Source organism: Schaalia odontolytica, from assembly GCF_031191545.1.
Taxonomy (GTDB): domain Bacteria; phylum Actinomycetota; class Actinomycetes; order Actinomycetales; family Actinomycetaceae; genus Pauljensenia; species Pauljensenia odontolytica.
The window spans coordinates 752,943-771,985 of record NZ_CP133472.1; the positions used below are offsets into that span (position 1 = coordinate 752,943).

General features: G+C 64.6%; 13 protein-coding genes. 7 read left to right on the forward strand and 6 right to left on the reverse strand.

What is annotated here, in order from left to right; genetic code table 11:
- Positions 1-45: 45 nt before the first annotated feature.
- Genes RDV55_RS03290 through RDV55_RS03305 form a run of 4 tightly spaced genes read right to left on the reverse strand, consistent with a single transcriptional unit; the run spans position 46 to position 5,479 of the window.
- Complete coding sequence (locus RDV55_RS03290; RefSeq protein WP_111824331.1) at positions 46-1,242, reverse strand: S8 family peptidase; 1,197 nt, start codon at positions 1,240-1,242, stop codon at positions 46-48.
- On the reverse strand, positions 1,239-2,666 hold the full coding sequence (locus tag RDV55_RS03295) for a S8 family serine peptidase (RefSeq protein WP_245907776.1): 1,428 nt from the start codon (positions 2,664-2,666) through the stop codon (positions 1,239-1,241). The genes RDV55_RS03290 and RDV55_RS03295 overlap by 4 nt, the downstream gene beginning before the upstream one ends.
- Positions 2,663-4,114, reverse strand: coding sequence for a type VII secretion protein EccB (locus RDV55_RS03300; protein ID WP_111824330.1), 1,452 nt, complete (start codon positions 4,112-4,114; stop codon positions 2,663-2,665). The genes RDV55_RS03295 and RDV55_RS03300 overlap by 4 nt, the downstream gene beginning before the upstream one ends.
- 3 nt (positions 4,115-4,117) lie before the next feature.
- On the reverse strand, positions 4,118-5,479 hold the full coding sequence (locus RDV55_RS03305) for an EsaB/YukD family protein (RefSeq protein ID WP_111824329.1): 1,362 nt from the start codon (positions 5,477-5,479) through the stop codon (positions 4,118-4,120).
- Between the two features lie 195 nt (positions 5,480-5,674).
- Here RDV55_RS03305 and RDV55_RS03310 point away from each other — a divergent pair, with 195 nt between their 5' ends.
- Both RDV55_RS03310 and RDV55_RS03315 read left to right on the forward strand, forming a co-directional pair.
- Positions 5,675-5,980, forward strand: a complete 306-nt coding sequence (locus RDV55_RS03310; protein ID WP_174703842.1) for a WXG100 family type VII secretion target — start codon at positions 5,675-5,677, stop codon at positions 5,978-5,980.
- Between the two features lie 22 nt (positions 5,981-6,002).
- A complete protein-coding gene (locus tag RDV55_RS03315; RefSeq protein ID WP_111824327.1) occupies positions 6,003-6,284 on the forward strand; it encodes a WXG100 family type VII secretion target in 282 nt (93 codons plus the stop codon).
- Between the two features lie 1,554 nt (positions 6,285-7,838).
- Here RDV55_RS03315 and RDV55_RS03320 read toward each other — a convergent pair.
- A complete protein-coding gene (locus RDV55_RS03320) occupies positions 7,839-9,410 on the reverse strand; it encodes an RDD family protein (RefSeq protein ID WP_111824326.1) in 1,572 nt (523 codons plus the stop codon).
- Complete coding sequence (locus RDV55_RS03325; protein WP_111824325.1) at positions 9,410-10,831, reverse strand: hypothetical protein; 1,422 nt, start codon at positions 10,829-10,831, stop codon at positions 9,410-9,412. Before RDV55_RS03325 ends, RDV55_RS03320 begins: the two co-directional genes overlap by 1 nt.
- A gap of 138 nt (positions 10,832-10,969) precedes the next feature.
- Here RDV55_RS03325 and eccCa point away from each other — a divergent pair, with 138 nt between their 5' ends.
- The 5 genes from eccCa (at position 10,970) to RDV55_RS03350 (ending at position 19,040) form a co-directional block, all read left to right on the forward strand.
- Positions 10,970-15,016, forward strand: a complete 4,047-nt coding sequence (eccCa, locus tag RDV55_RS03330) for a type VII secretion protein EccCa (protein WP_111824324.1) — start codon at positions 10,970-10,972, stop codon at positions 15,014-15,016.
- A 64-nt stretch (positions 15,017-15,080) separates the two neighbouring features.
- Positions 15,081-15,623, forward strand: coding sequence for a hypothetical protein (locus tag RDV55_RS03335; protein ID WP_111824323.1), 543 nt, complete (start codon positions 15,081-15,083; stop codon positions 15,621-15,623).
- A 56-nt stretch (positions 15,624-15,679) separates the two neighbouring features.
- On the forward strand, positions 15,680-16,180 hold the full coding sequence (locus tag RDV55_RS03340; RefSeq protein ID WP_245907774.1) for a hypothetical protein: 501 nt from the start codon (positions 15,680-15,682) through the stop codon (positions 16,178-16,180).
- Positions 16,181-16,212: 32 nt separating this feature from the next.
- Positions 16,213-17,826, forward strand: a complete 1,614-nt coding sequence (locus RDV55_RS03345) for a hypothetical protein (protein ID WP_174703841.1) — start codon at positions 16,213-16,215, stop codon at positions 17,824-17,826.
- Positions 17,805-19,040 carry a S8 family peptidase gene (locus RDV55_RS03350; protein ID WP_111824321.1) on the forward strand — a complete coding sequence of 412 codons (1,236 nt, stop codon included), beginning with the start codon at positions 17,805-17,807 and terminating at the stop codon, positions 19,038-19,040. Before RDV55_RS03345 ends, RDV55_RS03350 begins: the two co-directional genes overlap by 22 nt.
- Positions 19,041-19,043 lie beyond the last annotated feature (3 nt).

Sequence of the window (19,043 nt, forward strand, 5' to 3'; positions counted from 1 at the left end):
GTCAATGGCCCGCCATCCTTTCACCACCCGACGGGAGCGGATCCATCAGTCCCGGTGATAGCGCGGACTCGTGCCAAGGTGGACGGGGTAGTCGTTATCCGGACTAAAGGCGGCCTCCTCGTTGAACCCGCGGTAGACGTAGTCGTCATCGTTCCTCATCAACAGGGGGTTAACGGTGCCATCGATGTAGTCCTCAACGTCCTGCCAGCTCGGGCTCGAGGAGTAGGCCTTCGACTCGCACGGATTCACATCGGGCAGGGACGCGGCCTTCGCGTTCAGCAGCCCCCACGGGTCGGCAGCACCAAAGCCCGTACTGTAGTTCCACTCCCCGTTACTCCCCTTACCCGTCGTCGTCATCGCCTGCAGGATCTGATTCGCTGTCACGTCGTCGTCAAACCTCTGCCACGCAATCGCGAGGAAGCCTGCGACGATAGGAGTCGCAAAGGACGTTCCTTGTATCGTGAGCACCTCTCCTCGGGTACCGCTGCGCACAGTGATCGTCCCCAGGGCGACGGTCTCGACGCCGTTGCCCCAGTTACTATATTCGGTCAGAGCCCCATTCGTATCGATGGCACCCACTCCGCAGATCCCAGACCACAGGGGCAACGTATCCTCGGGGTCTTCGGTGGAGTCATTACCCATCGCCGCAACGACGATCACGCCCTGCGAAATGGCTCGCGCCATGGCCCACCGCAGGTCTTCGTTGTACATCGGGTAACTGCTCGAAATCGAGATGATGTCAGCACCGTCGTTGATCGCCTGCTCGATCAGCAGCGACGTATCGGCCTCGCCCCGCGCATACACGCCGGGGTTCGCACAGTCGGCACCGACTTCCTCCTCGCTGTACCCCAGGTCGTAGGTGTACAGAGTCGCTCCGGGGGCTACTCCGAACTTCGGAGCCACGAGGACCTGGGCAACAGCAGTGCCGTGATCCGCGTTATCAGGTAGGGATCTGACCGTGCACGGGCTCTTGTTCTCGATGGTCGCGCCGGCCAGTTCAGGAATGTTCGGATTGACATGCCCGTCAATCATCGCGATGACCGTACCCTCGCCGTTATAGCCCTGGCTATGCAACGAGCCCAGTTGGTAGTAGGAGTAATACTCCTGGTCGGCGGCACTCACCTCGGGGCCGAGCGCGATCGCGGGAGCGGCAGGGACGACGGCGGAACCAACAGCGAAGGCGAGACTGCCCGTTCCGAGGCAGCATACGCGCCGCCAGCGACGCACGGCGGCGGACGTCATGCGATGTCCTCGTCATCCTTCTCGTGGGCCACCGGCCTACCGCGCAGGTGCGACAGGATCACGAGGCCACCCAGGATAGCCGCACCCACGACCACGATCCCGGACACGATGGAGGTGCGAACCGTCAGAATGTCGTTGCTGTTGGCCAGGGTCGGAGATCCCACGGCAGGACGGTTCGGAACGGGGTGAGCCGCCTGGTCGGGGTGAGGGGGCCCATACCTCGTACCAATGTCGTCGAAGGTAAGCGCATCGTAGGGGGCGACGACGCCCCAGCCGAGCTCGTTCGTACGCTGATCGGCGGCACCGCGCAGCGCGGTCACCTCGAGGCGGTACTTCCACATGTCCGGGGACTCGTTGGGGAACTTGGAGGCCACGAGGGCCGCAAAACCACCCGCGTAGGCAGTCGCGTAGGAGGAGGAAGGCAGCGGCGTGTCACCCGAGTACCCTCCGACGAGGCAATCAGCCTGATCGAACCAGGTCGTGAGGATAACCGCTGCGGGTACCGCCAGGTCCACGTGAGCGCCATGCACTTGCTGGTCGGACGCGAAACCGTAGGCATCCGAGGCCGTGACCGCGAGGACGCCCTCGTAGGCTGCCGGGTAGACGACCTCGTTGTTCTTCTGATCCTGATAGGTGTTTCCGGTGGACGCAACGACGAGCGAGCGCCCGCGCACGGCCGCGACCGCTGCCTCCAGATCCGAGTTCGGATCCTTCGAGGATTGGGCGACGACGATGATCTGAGCACCATTGTCAGAAGCCCACCGGATCGCGCGAGCCACGCGCGACATGAAGGGTTCCTGCCCCGGCTTGTCGGGGTTTCCCTGCTCAAGGCCGGTCTCGATGCGCACCGGAAGGATCTTCGCTTCCGGAGCGACACCAACGAGGCCGGACCCCTTCGCGGTGGGAAGCTGGCGGGCAGCGATCGCACCGGCGATCGCCGTGCCGTGCTCTCCGACATCGACGCGACCGTCGGTGCCTTCACCGCTCAGGTCGACACCGGGCAGGACCACGGAGGGATCCCCCGAGTTAAAGTGCTCGTTGCCCGCGGCGACACCGGAGTCGACGACCGCGACCGTCACGCCGGCACCACGCGTGAGATCCCACGCACGCCGCACGCCCACCTGGTCGAGGATGACCGGCTGCTGCTTAATGTAGCGAGGAGAGTCCACCGGGCAGGTCTCCTCTTGGCGCTGCTCCGGAGCCTCCGTCGGCGCATCCGAAGGCGGCGCCGTGGGGGTGGGACGAACGCTCGGTGTGGGGGCCGGGTCCGCGTGCGCGATCGTCGGGCCGAGCGCTGAGGATGTCCCGGCCTCGTCCGAGGAGGACACTGGGGCGACAACCGACGCGAGCGCGAGTCCCGTCGCCACTGCAGCACCGACGAGGCCGTGGCTGATCACCCGCGCGCGCACGCCGCCCCGGGTCACGAGAGCCCCACAGATGAGGCTGCCGCCTGCGGAGTCATGTCAGTGCCCGGCGGAATCAAGTTCGCCCACGTCTCTGGGATCGCAGCGACATCATCCTGCTTCCACCCCAGGGCGTTCATCGAAACGGTGGGCGTCGCGCCAAGCGAATGGATGTACCCCTGGTCGGAGACGAAGGCGTAGGCAGCCGCCTGGCTGCCGGCAGATGTGATCGCGACGAGCGCCCCAGAGCCACCCGCCACTGTCACGGTGCGAGTCGTGGTCGGACCGGAGGGCGAGTTCACGGACTCGGCATCGTACGACGCCTGCACGGCGCGTTGGTGCGGCATCGTATAGAGCCCAAGCTTGGGCACTGCCTTATTCGTCGTCGACATGTGGGCACACAGGGCCGTGCGGTTCGAAGCGTCAGCCTTCTGGTCATCCCACACCGGGTCCGAGAAATCCTCGTAGCGCGGCCAGTCCTCGCCGATGAAATCCGCGTGGACGGGAGTCACATCCTTGAACATGTCCGTGCCGAACTGCCTCGTGGCCGGAGCGTCGCGGTACAGACGCGCAGCCGTCGAGTTGAAAACGGCCAGCTGGGAGGAGTTAACGACCAGGTAGGAGAACTGGACCTCACCCTTCGCGTCGGTCTGCTCGACGACGGTGCCAATCGTCAGATTCGCGTCCTTGAGGGGTCCCGGAAGGTCGGTCGCCGGCGCTCCCGCGTTCGGAATTTCGCTGTAGCTCCAGGAACGCAGCGGCGTGCCAGAAGGGAAGAGATCCACCCATTGTGGGTCCACCTCGACGGGATAACCGACGCGGTTCTGGAAAGCCAGCGTCCAGTCGCTCAAGCGGGAATCCGTCTCGTCGATGAGATATTTCTTCTCGGTCGCAGCGTCGACAAAGTACGTGGTCTTGCCGTGATCGGGGGTGACGAGCGCGGAGACAGCGGGAGTCAGGGGGAAGTTCTCTTCCGGCAGCTTCTGTCCGACCCAGGTGTGGTACGTGCCCTCGAGATCGCAGGACAGCCACGCACTCCCCAGCTGGCTGCTGATCGGCACGTCGTCGGGAACGCCGGGCAGGCCGATCTGTGCGCCGCGCGGCTTGTCTGCCAGGGACGAGGCGCTGGCGGAGATCACATCAAGCGTTCCTTCTTGGGACAGGAGGCGCGCCGTCGTCACATTCGAGATCGGGTGTAGAACGCCGTTGGCCAGGAAGTAACGGGCGCCCGTGGACTTCACGTCAACGAGTACGAAGTTCTTGCCGTCCAGGTTCGGGTTTGCGTTGAAGAAACGCATACCTACACCGATGACGCACATGATAATCGCAACGAGCGCGCCGAAAATCAGAGGCCGCACCGGAGACGGGGGATCAACCTCGCGACCATCCGGAGTGCCCGACGTAAAGGCCGTAATCAGACGATGACGGTTGAAGCGCTGGGCTTCGAGAATATCTTTACTTGACGGCATGACTCAGCCCCACAGGTAGACGGCCAGAGGGATTAGGACAAAGAGCGAGAGCACCGACATCGTGTCCGCGACGCGCGTGAGGTGCGGGCGCGCGCGAGGGCCGACAACGTTCGTCACCACGAGGACAAGGGCAGCCGCGATCGCACAGAATGTCACCCACGACAGGCTCGTCGGGTGGACGCGGGTGGCGAGCGTCGCAGCGACCAGGATCGTCGTCAGTCCCGTTAGGGCGCCGAGGAGCACCTCGACGCGGGCTCGAATCGAGCGGGTCTGCAGGATCAGGGAGGCAGAGCCGAGGACGGCCAGGACGAGCGGAATGGACACGGAACGCAGGGTGGGCGCGCTCAGCATCGACACCGTGAGGAAGAGCGCGGCGAGGCCGCCGCCCGCGCGCAGGGACACGACGAATACGAATGAGGTGCTGACCTGGTCGGTCACTCCTTGCGCGGGGATCTGCTCGGCGGTATTAGCATCCAGGATCCTGACGGGGATATGAGCAAGAGCGACCCACGGCGCTACCTGAAGGAGGACAACAACAAAAGCAAAGAGGAGGGCAGACACGCCCACCTGAGACAGGGAGCCGACCTTCACCATGAGGCCCGTGGTGGCAACCATCGTTCCTACAACAAGCGGTGCCACGATCGAAATCCTGTATTTCTTCGGGAGAGTCAGCACCGCGACAGAGCCGACAAGTATGCCCAGACCGATGAAGATCCAGCCCCCCGCGTCCCACTGGCTCTGCGACAGACGAAGCGCCGATGCTGCAGTCAGGAACGGAACAGTGTGCGCGATCGCAATGCCCGACGGTCCGGCGTACTTGCGGCTCACGACCACGGATGTTCCAACGACGAGGAGTGCGGAGACTATGCCGATCGCACCGTATATGAAGTTGAGATTCCTGACGCGGCTGGGGTCCAAGGAAACGAGCGCATCCTGGGGCGTGGTTGCCAGGAGGAGGGCGGCAACGAAAACCAGTGCAGCAGCAGAGAGCGCGGCGAGCGTGCGAGCGTTGTCACGCGTCCAAGGAGTGGACACCCTTTCGACAACTTGCCCGACTGCTTCCGTCAGGTCGTCGTAGACCATGTCGGCGGCTCCCTCGCCGAGGGGTTCGAGCGTCAGCGCGGCTCCGGCGCGCACCCCCTGGGCAGACAAAGACTTGGACTGATCGAGGAGACGGCCAGAAGCGGTTCGGACTGCAAAACCGTCGTTTGTGGGCTGATCACTGAACGCTCCGGCGGATTCAACAAACCCGGGCAGGAGTTCAACCAAGGGGATCGACTGCGGCACCGTCACGTCGCTTCGATCCACGCCATAGGTAATCGTGAGCGGAATCATCGCCACTCCACGAGCTACTTTCGATGCCATTGGATCCTCCCGATTGCCGCGTGATGGGGTCTTTGGCTACACGACACAACCCTGTAAGTCTAGGTTGTCGGTCAGGTTTTGTCATGATTTCTGCGTAACATTCAAAAAAACGATCAAAACATGGTTAGTATTCATGTGTCCCCATGCTCTCACGCATCCCCGCGAGAGAGTTCACTCATACAAATGGAGGTTCACATGGCAGACCAGCGGGCCGTAGATGGCGCCCTAGCGCAGGGCGTCTCCGCGATTGAGGGTACCTACAACGATCTGCAGGGCCACTTCCGTCGCCTCGAGGGCGACCTGTCGACCATCGGCAGCTCGTGGCAGGGCAGCGCCTCGGTCCAGTTCACCCAGCTGATGCAGCAGTGGCAGGACAACGCAGCGAAGATCAACCAGGCCCTGCAGGACCTCGCAGACAAGCTGCGCAGCACCGACAAGGCAATGCAGGCCAACGAGGCCGACACCGAGGGCTCGTTCGCCCAGATCCTCGGCGGACTGTGAGAGAGAAAGTAGGACACTGACGATGGATTTCCAGGTAAATTACGGCGCTCTCGATAGCGCTGCCGCCGACATCAAGACCGGCGCCTCCAACCTCCAGAGCTGCCTCGATGACCTCGAGAACACGCTGAACCAGCTGCGCTCCTCGTGGGAAGGCCAGGCTCAGGAGGCCTACCAGGCCGCTCAGAGCCAGTGGAACCAGGGCCTTGACGGCCTCAAGGACGTCCTGTCCCGCACCTCCGCGGCCGTGGACTCCGCTCGTTCCAACTACCAGCAGACGGACCAGGCCAGCGCCGCCCGCTTCTGATAGCACCGCGCACACGCGCATAGGGAGGTGCCGCCCCAGCGATGGGGCGGCACCTCCCTCGTTTGTCTCCGACTCTTCTGAAACTAACCGAATGACACAAAATTGCTCGTAGGGATGGTTGGATCCGCTCACGGGGAGGCTCACAACAGCCTCTGTGGCACGTCTCTCATCCGATGTTGTGTTGGTAGTGGTTCTTTATTCTGTCGAACTTTTCGAGGCATTTGATGTCAGTTGATAGACCCCCTGTCCCGGTGTGCCCGGGCCGCATGGTCGCTCCCGCGCGAGCGCCGAAGCGCGTTCTGGCCGCATGAAAGTCAAGGCAGCACCACCGACGGCGCGCACCCAAACCTGCACGAAACCACTGGCACCACCGACGGTGCTCACCCAGACCTGCACGAAACCACTGGCACCACCGACTGCATGCACCCAGACCTGCACGAAACCACTGGCACCACCGACGTGCAAAAACGCCCCATATCAGGCCTCAACGAGCCGACAGAGGCGTCTCGGGTTGCACTAAACCCGATAAGCCCACCGGCAGAGGTGCCTCGGGTTGCACTGCGCCCACAAGCCCACCAACAAAGGCGTCTTGGGTTGCACTAAACCCGATAAGCCCACCAACAAAGGCGTCTCGGGTTGCACAACACCACACGAAACGAAACCAACGACACCACCGCCGACGCGCACCCAAACCTGCACGAAACCACTGGCACCACCGATGAACCAAAACACCCCATAACAGGCCTCAATGAGCCGACAGAGGCGTCTCGGGTTGCACTGCACCCCATAATTCTACTGGCAGAGGCGTCTCGGGTTGCACAACACCACACGAAACGAAACCACTGGCACCACCGACGGTGCTCACCCAGACCTGCACGAAACCATTGGCACCACTGACATGCAAAAAAGGCCCGTATCAGGCCTCAATGAGCCAACAGAGGCGTCGCGGGTTGCACTGCACCCCATAATTCTACTGGCAGAGGCGTCGCGGGTTGCACAACACCACACGAAACGAAACCACTGGCACCACCGACGGTGCTCACCCAGACCTGCACGAAACCATTGGCACCACTGACATGCAAAAAAGGCCCGTATCAGGCCTCAAAGAGCCAACAGAGGCGTCGCGGGTTGCACTGCAGCCGATAAGCCCACCAACAGAGGCGTCTCGGGTTGCATTGCGCCCCATAATTCCACTGGCAGAGGCGTCTCGGGTTGCACAACACCACACGAAACGAAACCAACGACACCACCGACGGCGCTCACCCAGACCTGCACGAAACCACTGGCACCACCGACGTGCAAAAACGCCCCATATCAGGCCTCAAAGAGCCAACACAGGCGTCTCGGGTTGCGCACTCACCCACGCCACTATCTGCAGGCCCGCCACACACCAACGCAGGTTTACATAGCCACGTACGCGCGGCGACGCATTTCCAGCACCGCGCACCGGACTCGCCGCAGCATCACCTAAACGCCACTGCTTCGCAGCCATCGCTACAGAAACGAGATCCCGCCGCGACTTAGCCGCGGCGGGATCCGTGAGCAGAAAACGTATCAGTGCACCGAATCAGCGTCCGCGAGAACGATCGTGGCGCGACGGTCCCCAATCACGATTTCGGTACCGGCGGGGACCTCGACGGCTTGCCCGCCCGCGAGCGCCGCGATACGACCGTCCGGCGTGCGGATCTCCGTACCGTTAGCTGAAAAGGCGTCCTCGATCCAGGCACCCGCAGCGGTAGGCCCAATACGCATGTGCGTGCGCGACAGCGACAGGGTCGTATCGGGCACGATGATGGAACGCGTTCCTTCGACGGGCACGGGCTGACGCCCCAGAGTCAGAGGCTCGTCGATCAGCTCACGCTGACCGGAGTCGAAGATGATCCACAGCAGCTGAGCTCGTGCGGGAGCAGCAGGAGCGCCCCACTGCGACCGGCCCGCGTCACCCCACTGAGCACCACCCTGCACACCTTGTGCCTGCTGGGCTGCATATGCCTGCTGGGCCGCCTGGCCCGCCTGGACGGCGCGGCGACTGGGCGGCGGGGCCGGAACGCCCGAGGTGGCACCGTTGAAGGCGTGATAGGGCATGGTCTCGAAAGTCGGCTCGGAGTACGAGGCTGGGGCAGCCTGCGCGGGAGCCTGCGGGGCCGGCAGGTCCCAAGGATCCTGCGGGGCGGGAGCCGCAGGTACCCGGGACGCCGGAGACGACAACGCAGGAGGCACCGCAGGCACCTCGGAGGCCGGAGACGAGAAGGTCGGCACCGGCGGCACCTCGGAGGCCGGAGACGAGAAGGTCGGCACCGGCGGGACCGCGGAGGCCTGGGCAGCGGGCGCGTGTTCGGGCTGGGTCGGGGCGGGACGCCGAGTGTCGGGCATCCCCTGCGGCGGAACCGAAGGACCAGTGGGTGCAGCCGGAGCAGAAGGTGCAGCCGGAGCAGAAGGTGTCGCCGGAGCAGAAGGTGTCGCCGGAGCAGAAGACGTCGAAGGAACGGCCTGCGGCGCACTGTAGTCGGGCGCGTAGGGGTCGTTGGCGCGCCGTCCCGGAGCGGAGAAGTCGGGCCCAGCCTGCGGCACGGGCGTGAGTGGAGCGCTCGGTGCCCCCCACTGGACCGGCGAGCTGGCCGGGTGAATGCCGTCGAATCCGTTGGGTGCTTGGCCGGGGCGCGGATGCTCGGAGTATCCGGCCATGCCTGCGGCCCCAGGGCCGGCTGCGAGGGCCGCGTGCTTGCGTAGGTCGACGAGGCGGGTGCGGGTGGGGCCTGTCAGCCAGGTGCGGCCATCACGGGCCATGGCGAGCGCGGCGAGGGGACCAACGAAGGTGATCTGGAGCAGCGCGACGAGGGCGATGTAGCCCATTGCAGCTCCGAGGGACGGTGTCTGTGTGTCATCTTCGTCGCGGATGAGACAGACGCGCATGGCGGCCATGCCGGGGGTGCGCCCAGAGGCTCCGAGCATGATCCCGGCGGCGATCACGGCCTCGACGGTGATGAAGATGATGGTCAGGGGCGTGAAGTAGATGAACCACGTCGCCGCGAGAAGCGCGCCGAGGATCATCAGGTCAATCACGTAGGCACCGACAAGCTGCGAGGGCGTGGCGGGCGCGAACGGAGTCTTAGTGGTGTCAGACATTACAGGACCGCCCTCCAAGCGAACGAGAAGAGACCCGAGGCCATGACCGCCGCGGGCAGGAGCGCAAACGTGCAGAAAGTTTGGACGAAATCGAGGATCGTGCCGACGAGTGCGGCGTTGCCCGTGGTCTCGACGGTGCTGGTCACAACGACCGTAACGACGCTGATCGCAATGAGAACGCACAGGGGAACGAGCGGGAAGAACCAGTCGATATCCTTCAACGCGTTCGTCCAGTCGCCGACGAGCAAGGCGCACAGAAGGGCGAGAGCGGTCAGGCGGGGGAGGATTCGACCGAGGCGGGTGCGGGTGGCGCGCGGCGCGGTGAGAAGAACGACGATCGCGGCGAGGACGAGGACGATGCCTGCGATGCCTTGTCCCATGTCGAGCGCGGGCGTCACTGTGCGAGCCAGTGGGATGCCTCCGGAGAGGACGAACGCGGTCGAAGCGACGACGAGCAGGGAGTTGCGCGCCTCCGTGTGCCCGAGGACGACGGCCATACGCCCGCCGGTGACTGCGCTGGGCTTTTGTACGGGAGGCTGACGGATGCGCGAGGCAACCGTCTGGACGGCAGACACGTCGACGAGCTGACTGTCGGGTACGCGCAGCGACAGGCGGGGGGCCATGAGGAAAAGGTAGACGCCTGTCATCACTGCAAGCGGCGAGATGTCGATGACGCTAAAAACGGGGAAGACATCGATCGTGACGAGCGCGGTGGCGCACACCCAGGCGAGGAGCGCGCTGAGAGCCGACGGTGTGACGGTCAAGGACACGACTGCCAAGGAGACAATGAGGGCCACCCAGACGCCGATGAGGGGAGCAACTGTCAGAGCGTGGATACCGGCAAGCGGTGCCAAGCCGATCGCACTGTAGCCGGCGAGAGCGGGCATCAGGAGCAGCAGAGTGGGGCGGGAGCGCACCTTGCGCGACGCAAAAAGTGGAACGATCGAGACGATGCAGCAGATGAGCGAGCACACTGCGCGCAGCCACACGGGGACGGATGCGACGGTCGTCGCCCACAGGGGTCCATCCTCAGCGTGTTCGTAGGCGGCAAGGGCTGCATCGCCCAGGATCGGAAGGAGGCACAGGGCGGAGACGGTGCCGAGGACCAGGAAGCTGAGGCCGACGAGGGCGAGAACGGGCGAGAGCCATTGGTTCTCGTGGCGGGCCGACGCCTCGTTGAGTTGCTGAGCGGACAGGACACGGCTGGACAGAGTGATGGAGGATCCCGCTGGCAGATCGCGTCCGAGGACGGCGGATCCCTCAAGGGGGCGCCCGTCCGCATAGGAGACGCGCACTGAGGGCAGAGACAGATCGATCTCCAGCATGGCGCACAAGCCCGCGACCGTCGTCCCCTCGGGGGCGGCGAAATCGGAGGTGCCATCCTGATCGATAACAGTCACTGACACCATGGTGGCGCTCATGTAACCTCCGTTCTCAGGTAAACAACAGTGCCCAGTGTAATGCACCGACGCTAACCGCCGGTTAAAACTTGGAAGTCCACTCAGCTACACTGGATGCAGTCGCATCGAACACTTACGCGCACAGCGCGAGGAGACCTCATGGTTACACGCAGAAAACGGCGGAGTGCCGCGGTTCCGGAGCAACCTTCCGGCAGCCTTTCTATCCAGATGCCCCCGGAGAAGGCCGAGCCTGCATCGATCGGTAACGTGCTGATGATGGTCGTCCCGATGCTCGGTTCGACGGGCGTCATGATCTTCATGGCCCTTCAGACCGCCAGCAACACTCGCGCGTTGCTCATGGGCGGCGGCATGCTGGTGGCCATGCTGGGCATGGTCGGCTTCAACATGTACCGCCAGTTCTCCCAGTACCGCACGCGCGTGGTGACGCAGCGGCGCGAATACCTGTCCTACCTGGCGGAGACCCGCGACGCGGTGCGCAAGGTCGCGAAGAAGCAGCGCGCCTACTACAACTGGGTATACCCGGATCCAGACGCTCTGGTGACCCTGGCGGCCAACGGCTCGCGCCTGTGGTCGCGCGAGGGCGGCACCTACGACCTGTTCGCTTTCCGCTACGGGTCGGGCACACAGCCTCTCGGCCTTATCTTTGAGCGTCCTCCGATCGACCCGATGACGGAGATGGACGTCGTCTGCCTGTCGGCGATGGACCGTTTCATCAACGTGCATGACCACACGGATAACGTGGGTAAGTTCCTCTTCCTGGGCGACTACAGCCATATTGAGGTCGCCGGCGAGGGCGAGGCCGTCTACGACGAGATGCGCGCGATCATGATGCACTTGGCGTGCTTCATCGACCCGTCCAAGCTCAAGATCGCCGTCCTGTGTTCGGCGGATCGCCTGGGCGACTGGGAGTGGGTCAAGTGGATGCCGCAGGCCCGTTCTTCCACCGTGCGCGACGCGGTTGGTCCGGGCCGCATGATCTCGACCGACCCCGCGGAGCTCGCGGAGATGATCGGAACGGACATCGCGATGCGCGGCGCCTTCCGATTCGGTGAGGAAATCCCCATGTACCCGCACCTGCTGCTGGTGTGCGACGGTGCTGAGTTCCCGGCCTCGTCCCCCTTTGGCTCCGCCTCCGGCGTCAAGGGCGTGACGATCATGAGCCGCGCCCGCGAGTGGACCCCCATGACCTCGCACACGACGCTGCGCCTGCTCATCCACCCGAACTCGGATCGACGGGGCGCAGACGTGGTCGATGTGGTCACCATGGACTCCATGCCCGAGCAGGCCTTCGCGGACCGCTTGAGTGCCGTTCAGGCGGAGGCCGTGGCGCGCCGCATGACGCCGTTCGCGACCCAGCAGAACCTGGAAGAGGCGGACACCCCGGTGGGTCGCTCGGACGAGTCCCGTCAGAAGGACCTGATGGAGCTGATCGGCATCGGCGATATTCGCGACTTCGACCCGGAGAAGCAGTGGCGTCGCCGCGAGGGCCCAGAGCGCCTCGCCGCGCCTTTCGGTGTCACACCCGAAGGCCAGCCGGTCGTTCTGGACATTAAGGAATCGTCCGAGAAGGGTATGGGTCCGCACGGCCTCCTGATTGGCGCGACCGGTTCGGGTAAGTCCGAGGTGTTGCGTACCCTCGTGCTTGCCCTGGCGCTCACGCACTCCCCGGAGCAGCTGAACCTGGTTCTCGTCGACTTCAAGGGTGGCGCGACCTTCGCCGGCATGTCGGACCTGCCGCACGTGTCGGCCATGATCTCGAACCTGGAGTCGGAGCTGTCGCTGGTGGACCGCATGCAGGACGCACTCCAGGGCGAGATGGTGCGTCGCCAGGAGATGCTGCGTCAGGCGGGCAACTATGCGAACGTCACGACCTACGAGGCGGACCGTATCGCCGGCAAGCACGAGTATCCGCCGCTGCCCGCCCTGTTCATCGTCCTGGACGAGTTCACGGAAATGCTGATGGCGAAGCCCGAGTTCGGTGAGGTCTTCATCATGATCGGTCGTCTGGGCCGTTCGCTGTCGGTGCACCTGCTGCTCGCCTCCCAGAAGATGGACCTGGGTAAGGCGCGCGGCCTGGAATCGCACCTGTCCTACCGGGTGGCTCTTAAGACGTTCACGGAAAACGATTCGCGCGAGGTCCTGGGTATCCCGGATGCGGCGAAGCTTCCGCCACTGCCCGGTTCGGGTTTCCTGAAGGCGGGCGGAGACGGCCTCGTTCGGTTCCGCGCATCCTACGTGGCCGCTCCCCCTCCGGCGCGTACTCTCGCATCGATTTCCGAGGCCTCGACGGCGGGCGCTCCGAGCGCACCGATCGAGATCCTGCCTTTCACGGTCGCACCCGTCATCACGCGCGAAGACACGCTGGGCGACAAGGAAGAGGTCGACCAGAACCAGGAGATCGTCCTGGCGGGCGACGAGGTCTGGGCGGACATGTCCGAGATGGACATCGCCGTGGCGAAGATGAAGGGGAAGGGCTACCCGGCTCACCAGGTGTGGCTGCCTCCCCTCGAGGTCCCGGATACGTTCGCGACGCTCATGCCGGACCTGGGTCCGGACCCGGAACTGGGTTTCGTGTCGCGCGCCTGGCGCGACTCGGGCACGCTGCGTGTCCCTCTGGGCACGGTCGACCTGCCGCTCGAGCAGCGTCGTGAGACCCTCGTCCTGGACCTGTCGGGGGCGGGCGGTAACTTCGCGCTCGTCGGCGGCCCGCAGACCGGCAAGTCGACGGCGCTGCGTACGATCGTGCAGGCTCTGTCTCTGACCTACACGCCGCAGGAGGTCCATTTCTACGTGATGGACTTCGGTGGCGGTACCTTCGCCGGTTTCGCGGGTGCCCCGCACGTGGCGGGCATCGCAACCCGTGACACCGAGGAGGTGCGCACGCGTATGCTTGCCGAGGTCGCGGCGATCATGGACGACCGTGAGCGTTACTTCCGTCAAAACGGCATCGATTCGATGGACACGTACCGTCGCGGTCGCCTCGAAGGGCGCTACGACGACGGCTACGGAGACGTGTTCCTGGTCATCGACGGCTGGGGTGCGCTGCGCTCCGAGTTCGACAGCCTGGACCGTCAGGTGGCAACGATGATGAGCCGAGGCCTGTCTCTGGGCGTTCACCTCATCGTGTCCGCCGCCCGTTGGATGGATTTTCGTTCCGAGGCTCAGGACCTGTTCGGCTCGCGCCTGGAGCTGCACACGGCGAACCCGAAGGAGTCAATCGTCCACCGCGAGGGTGCCGCTCGTATTCCGAAGGGTCGCCCGGGTCGAGGCATCGACATGGCCGGTCACGAAATGATGATCGGACTGCCGCGGGCAGACGCGGAGCAAGATCCCACGACGGTGTCGCAGGGCGTGGCCTACACGGTCGAGAAGATTCGCGAGCACCTGGTGGCGGGCGAGGGCCCGAAGCTGCGTCTGCTGCCGGAACAGATCACGATCGACAGTATCCTCGAGCAGCTGCCCGAACAGCAGATTCTGCCGCGCGGCGGCGGCGACATGATCCTGGGCGTGGAAGAGTCGCGCCTTGGTCCCCTCGTGTTCAACACGCGCACGGAGTCCCACCTGTACCTCTTCGGCGATTCGAGAACGGGCAAGAGCACCTTCCTGCGTTCGATCATGAAGGAGATCACGCGTCTGTACACGCCTGGCGAGGCGAGGATCATCACGATCGATATGCGCCGAACGCTCATGGATGACGTTCCGAAGGACCACACGCTGCGCTACATCACGAACCACGACTCCGCCATGAAGGACATGCGCGAAATGGCCCAGTTCCTGCGCAAACGCCTGCCTGGACCGGAGGTCACTGCGGAGCAGATCCGTGAGCGCAGCTGGTGGAGCGGCCCGGAACTGTGGGTCCTGGTCGATGACTACGACCTGGCCGCCACGATGTCGGGCAACCCTCTCATGGAGCTGGTCGACCTGCTGCCGCAGGCGAGCGACATCGGCCTACACCTGGTCATCACGCGCCGCATGGGTGGCGCGGCTCGAGCGACCTTCGAGAAGGTCCTGCAGATGATGGGCGACCTGGCGGTCACGGGCATCTTGCTGTCGGGTAACCCGAGCGAGGGCGCGATCATCAACGGCGTGAAGCCGAAGCGCGCGATTCCGGGCCGCGCACAGGTCATTCACCGCGACCTCGGGGTGGTCGCCGCGCAGATGGCGTGGACCCCACCAACGAGGTGAACGTTTCTTGACAGGGCGGCCCCACAGTCGCATATTATTGACCAGTCTGACAGTAGGAGAAAATATGTCCCGTTTCGTGTCGCGCCGCACCCTCGCGGCGGCATCCTCCCTCCTCTTGGCGGCCGTTGGCCTGACCGGATGCATCAACTTGCCCGGCGGCGGAGGCTCGTCTTCTTCGGACATCGGCTCGATGAAGAACATCCCCGAAGGCATCAAGCGCGACCTCATCAACCAGATGAACTCAGCCTCCGAATCCGAGAAGAGCACGATCATCGAGAAGGCCAACGCGCTGAACAACATGGTCGGCAAGGACCTCGTCGGAGTAGAGCCCAGCATTATAAGCCAGCAGGATTTCAAGCTGGACCCCAATGGAACGATCGTCGTCGACAAGGACAAGAACGTCTACGCGACGATGTCTGCCGCCGACTACTGGCGCCTCGGCGAGGACAGCTACGACCTGTGCGTCGAAAAGGACTGCGAGTACTACTCGTCGTGGACCATCGACGTTGAAGGCAGCGGCTCCGCGCTCACCTACGTCTGGACCCTGAAGATCGACAACCCCGAGATTACCGACCAGCCCCTGGTCCGCCGTTTCACGACCAAGTAGCGAGCGGCCCGCACACGCCTGCGCCCGCAACACCCATCAACGACAAGGAGCTCAGCATGACAGGATCGCCAGACTTCGGCTACGATAAGCCCGCTCAGGAGGCGGCGGCCCCCAACGTTCAGCAAAGCACCGAGGCGGTCAATACGACGGCGGGTGCGTCCTACGCTCAGAGCGCCGCCCAGACGCAATCCGCGTGGGGCTCTGAGACCGGCCCTTCCACCTTCCGGAACTCCGTGTCCGACATGTTCAAGGACATGTCGGACATCCTCAAGAAGGAAAATGACCTCATCTCCACCTTCGAGGCCAACATGCGCCTGACCATGAAGGACGCCGAGAACGCCGAGTGGGACAACGAGCAGGCCCTGGGCAGGGTCAATGACATGCTCAATAATGTCGCCAATTCCCCGGCGGCAGAGGCGCTCGCCGAGCAGCTCGAAGAGCAGGAATACATGAAGAAGCGGCCGCAGCAGGCCCCGCCGCCGGCGACCAGCGGGCAGCCCGCTGCGACGCAGAATGCCCCGACCGTGCCGGCTCAGGGAAGCCAAGACGAGAGCTGAGCCGTCCGACGGCAGGCAGAAAGGACATCATCATGGTTAACTCTCCGTATTACCAGCGCCTCAAGGAGTTCATGAAGGCCGCCGAGGAGAACAAGCGCCTCGACGCGTGGGACGACGAGCACGCGAAGACGATCGACGGATTCAAGGAGGCCGTCGAGCGTCTGAAGGCCTACCGCGATGGGCACGGCTTCACGGGCGAAGCGGCCAAGGCCATGGACAACTGGGTGGACCAGTCGATCGCTCGCCTCGAGGGGTACCGCGCTCGCTACGAGGCAAAGTACCAGACTTATCAGGACGGACGCGGCGTCATGGCGACGGCAAACAACGAGGCCGGCTCGATCTCGGACACCCTGGTGGACCCGGTCACCGCCGCGATGGGCTACCTACCCGTGGTCGCCGTCCCCTCCAGCGCCCCCGGCAGTGGCGTTTCCGCCGGACCGGTCAAATTCACGACGGGTGCCGCGTACGTGGCTGGCGTCGAGGCGCAGAACAACGCTGCGCGTGAGGAGGCCTGCCAGCGAATCCTCAATGTGCTGAACAGTAACCTTGACGGGAAGTCAGATCAGATGAGTTTATCAGACGATGCCCCGAGAGCCGATGATCCTACCAAGGACAAGGATAAGAAGAATCAAGAAGGCGATGGTGGCGGAGGCCACAACCCCGGTGGCGGTGGTGGACGTAACCCCGGTGGTGGCGGCTATAGCCCCGGCAGAGGTAGCGGTGTCACTCCGGAGAACGGTTTTGGCCGCGAGCCCGGCCGTAACGGAGAGGGATACCCCGGCGGCTTCGATAAGCCGTGGTGGAGCGAGGCCGACGCTGCCGCGGCCCGCAACCGCGTGATCTCCTCGGGCGCAGTGCCGACCAAGGAGCTGCCCTACGGCGAGCTGGGTTCGCGCACGAACCCGATCACCGACCCGCAGGACCTCATGGACACAGACCTGCTCCACACGCGCGTCAACGGCACGACCTACCGCAACGGCGTCGTGGGCGGACACACCCCCGCCCCCGCCGCGGACGCCCTGCACCCGCTGTGGCGCCTCAACAGCAACGCCGCCGCCGACGCGATGACGGCCGGACGCCTCGGCGGCGCCGGCGTGCTCGGCGCGGGCGCGCTGGGCGTACGCGGCGCGGCCCGCATGGGATCGGGCTTCGGCGGCCTGGGCGGTGCCTCCGCTTCTGCGAGTGGCGTGGGCGCGGGCGGCCTGCGCGGCATCTCGGGCACGACCGGCTCGGCCGGCGCCCTGGGTGCCACGAACCTGCGCGTGGGCACCTACTCCGGTTCGGGCTTCGGCTCCTACACTCCCCCCGCCTCCATGGCCGGCGCGAACGGCGCCACCGGCGCTGGAGCCTCGGGTGTGACCGGCACGACCGGTGCTGGCGGCGGCGCGGCGGGTGCCTCCGGCGCTGCCGGTAGGGGCGGCGCGGGCACCGGCGGCGGCTTCATGGGCGGCGCAGGCGCAGGCGGTGCCGGCATGGGCAAGGAGGACAAGAAGGGCCGCAAGCGCAAGTACGTGGCCTTCCAGGTCGAGGACGAGGACGATGTGCCCGCAGGCTACGTCAACCCCCTGTCCCAGACCTATGGGACGGACCGCGCTATTTCTCCCGTCAAGCGGGAGGACGACGGATGGGACCTGCGCCAGTGGTGAGCACCCAACACGACTCCGCGCCCAGCCAGGCCCGCGTCCGCGGGGCCCTGGCGGGGCGCGCCGCGCGCGCCCTGACCACCACCGCCTGCGCCCTAGCCCTGACCACGGGTGTCCTCGCGGCAACACCGGCCCCCGCACAAGCCGACGACACCATCACCACCCAGGACTACTTCTCCTACTACAAGCTCGACTCCACGCGAGCCAAGGGCTACACCGGAAAAGGCGTCACCATCGCGATGATCGACGGCCCCGTCGACACCAACGCCCCCGAACTGGCCGGCGCCAACATCACCGTCAAAACACCCTGCGAGTACGAACCCGCCAACTCCTCCCGGACCCACGCCACCGCCATCGCATCCATCCTGGTATCCAAAAACTACGGCCTCGCACCCGACGCCACCCTCATCGCCTACTCAAGAAAGACAGCGGCAGACAAAGAGTCAGAGCAATGCAAGAAGGACGGGCAGGAGCTCAAGGGCACGTCCTATGGCGCTTTTGAATTGGCGATGAATGACGGCGCTCAGATCATTTCAATCTCATCATCGGACAACAGCAAGAATGCGAAGCCACTGAAGTGGGCGATCGCTCGAGCCATGGCTCAGGGCGTCATCGTCGTTGGCCCCATAGGCAACGATGCGCGAGATGAGAACCACCTTTCTTTTGCCGAGTGGTCGGGCACGGTCGGTGTCTCCGCGATTGACACCGACGGCCAGCTTGCGAGCTACTCCTCGTGGGGCCAAGGAGTCGTCGCTGCCGGCATAGGCGGACCCATCAAGGCACGCGACTACGACACCGGCACCATCACCGACACGCAGGGAACCTCCTTTGCGACCCCCATCGTGGCCGGGCAGATCGCCCTGGCGCGCTCGCGCTGGCCCGAGGCAACCCCCAACCAAATCCTCCAACTCCTCACCCACAGCGGACTCAACACAAACAACGAGTGGAACCAATACACCGGCTACGGGGCCCTGAACATGGGCGCGATGATGAAGAACGACCCCACCCAGTACCCCGACGAGAACCCCCTGGCCGACAAGGGCGGCGGCTCCACCCCCACCCCCGACGAGGTGCAGCAATACGTCGACGGCATCGCCCCTTACAACGAGATCAGGTTCGATGACAGCTACGTGTACCGCGGGGTCGACGAAGGCGCATCCGGATACGAAGGCATCACGGCCCACCTGGGTACCAGCCCCGCCTACCACCGAAAGTAGCCA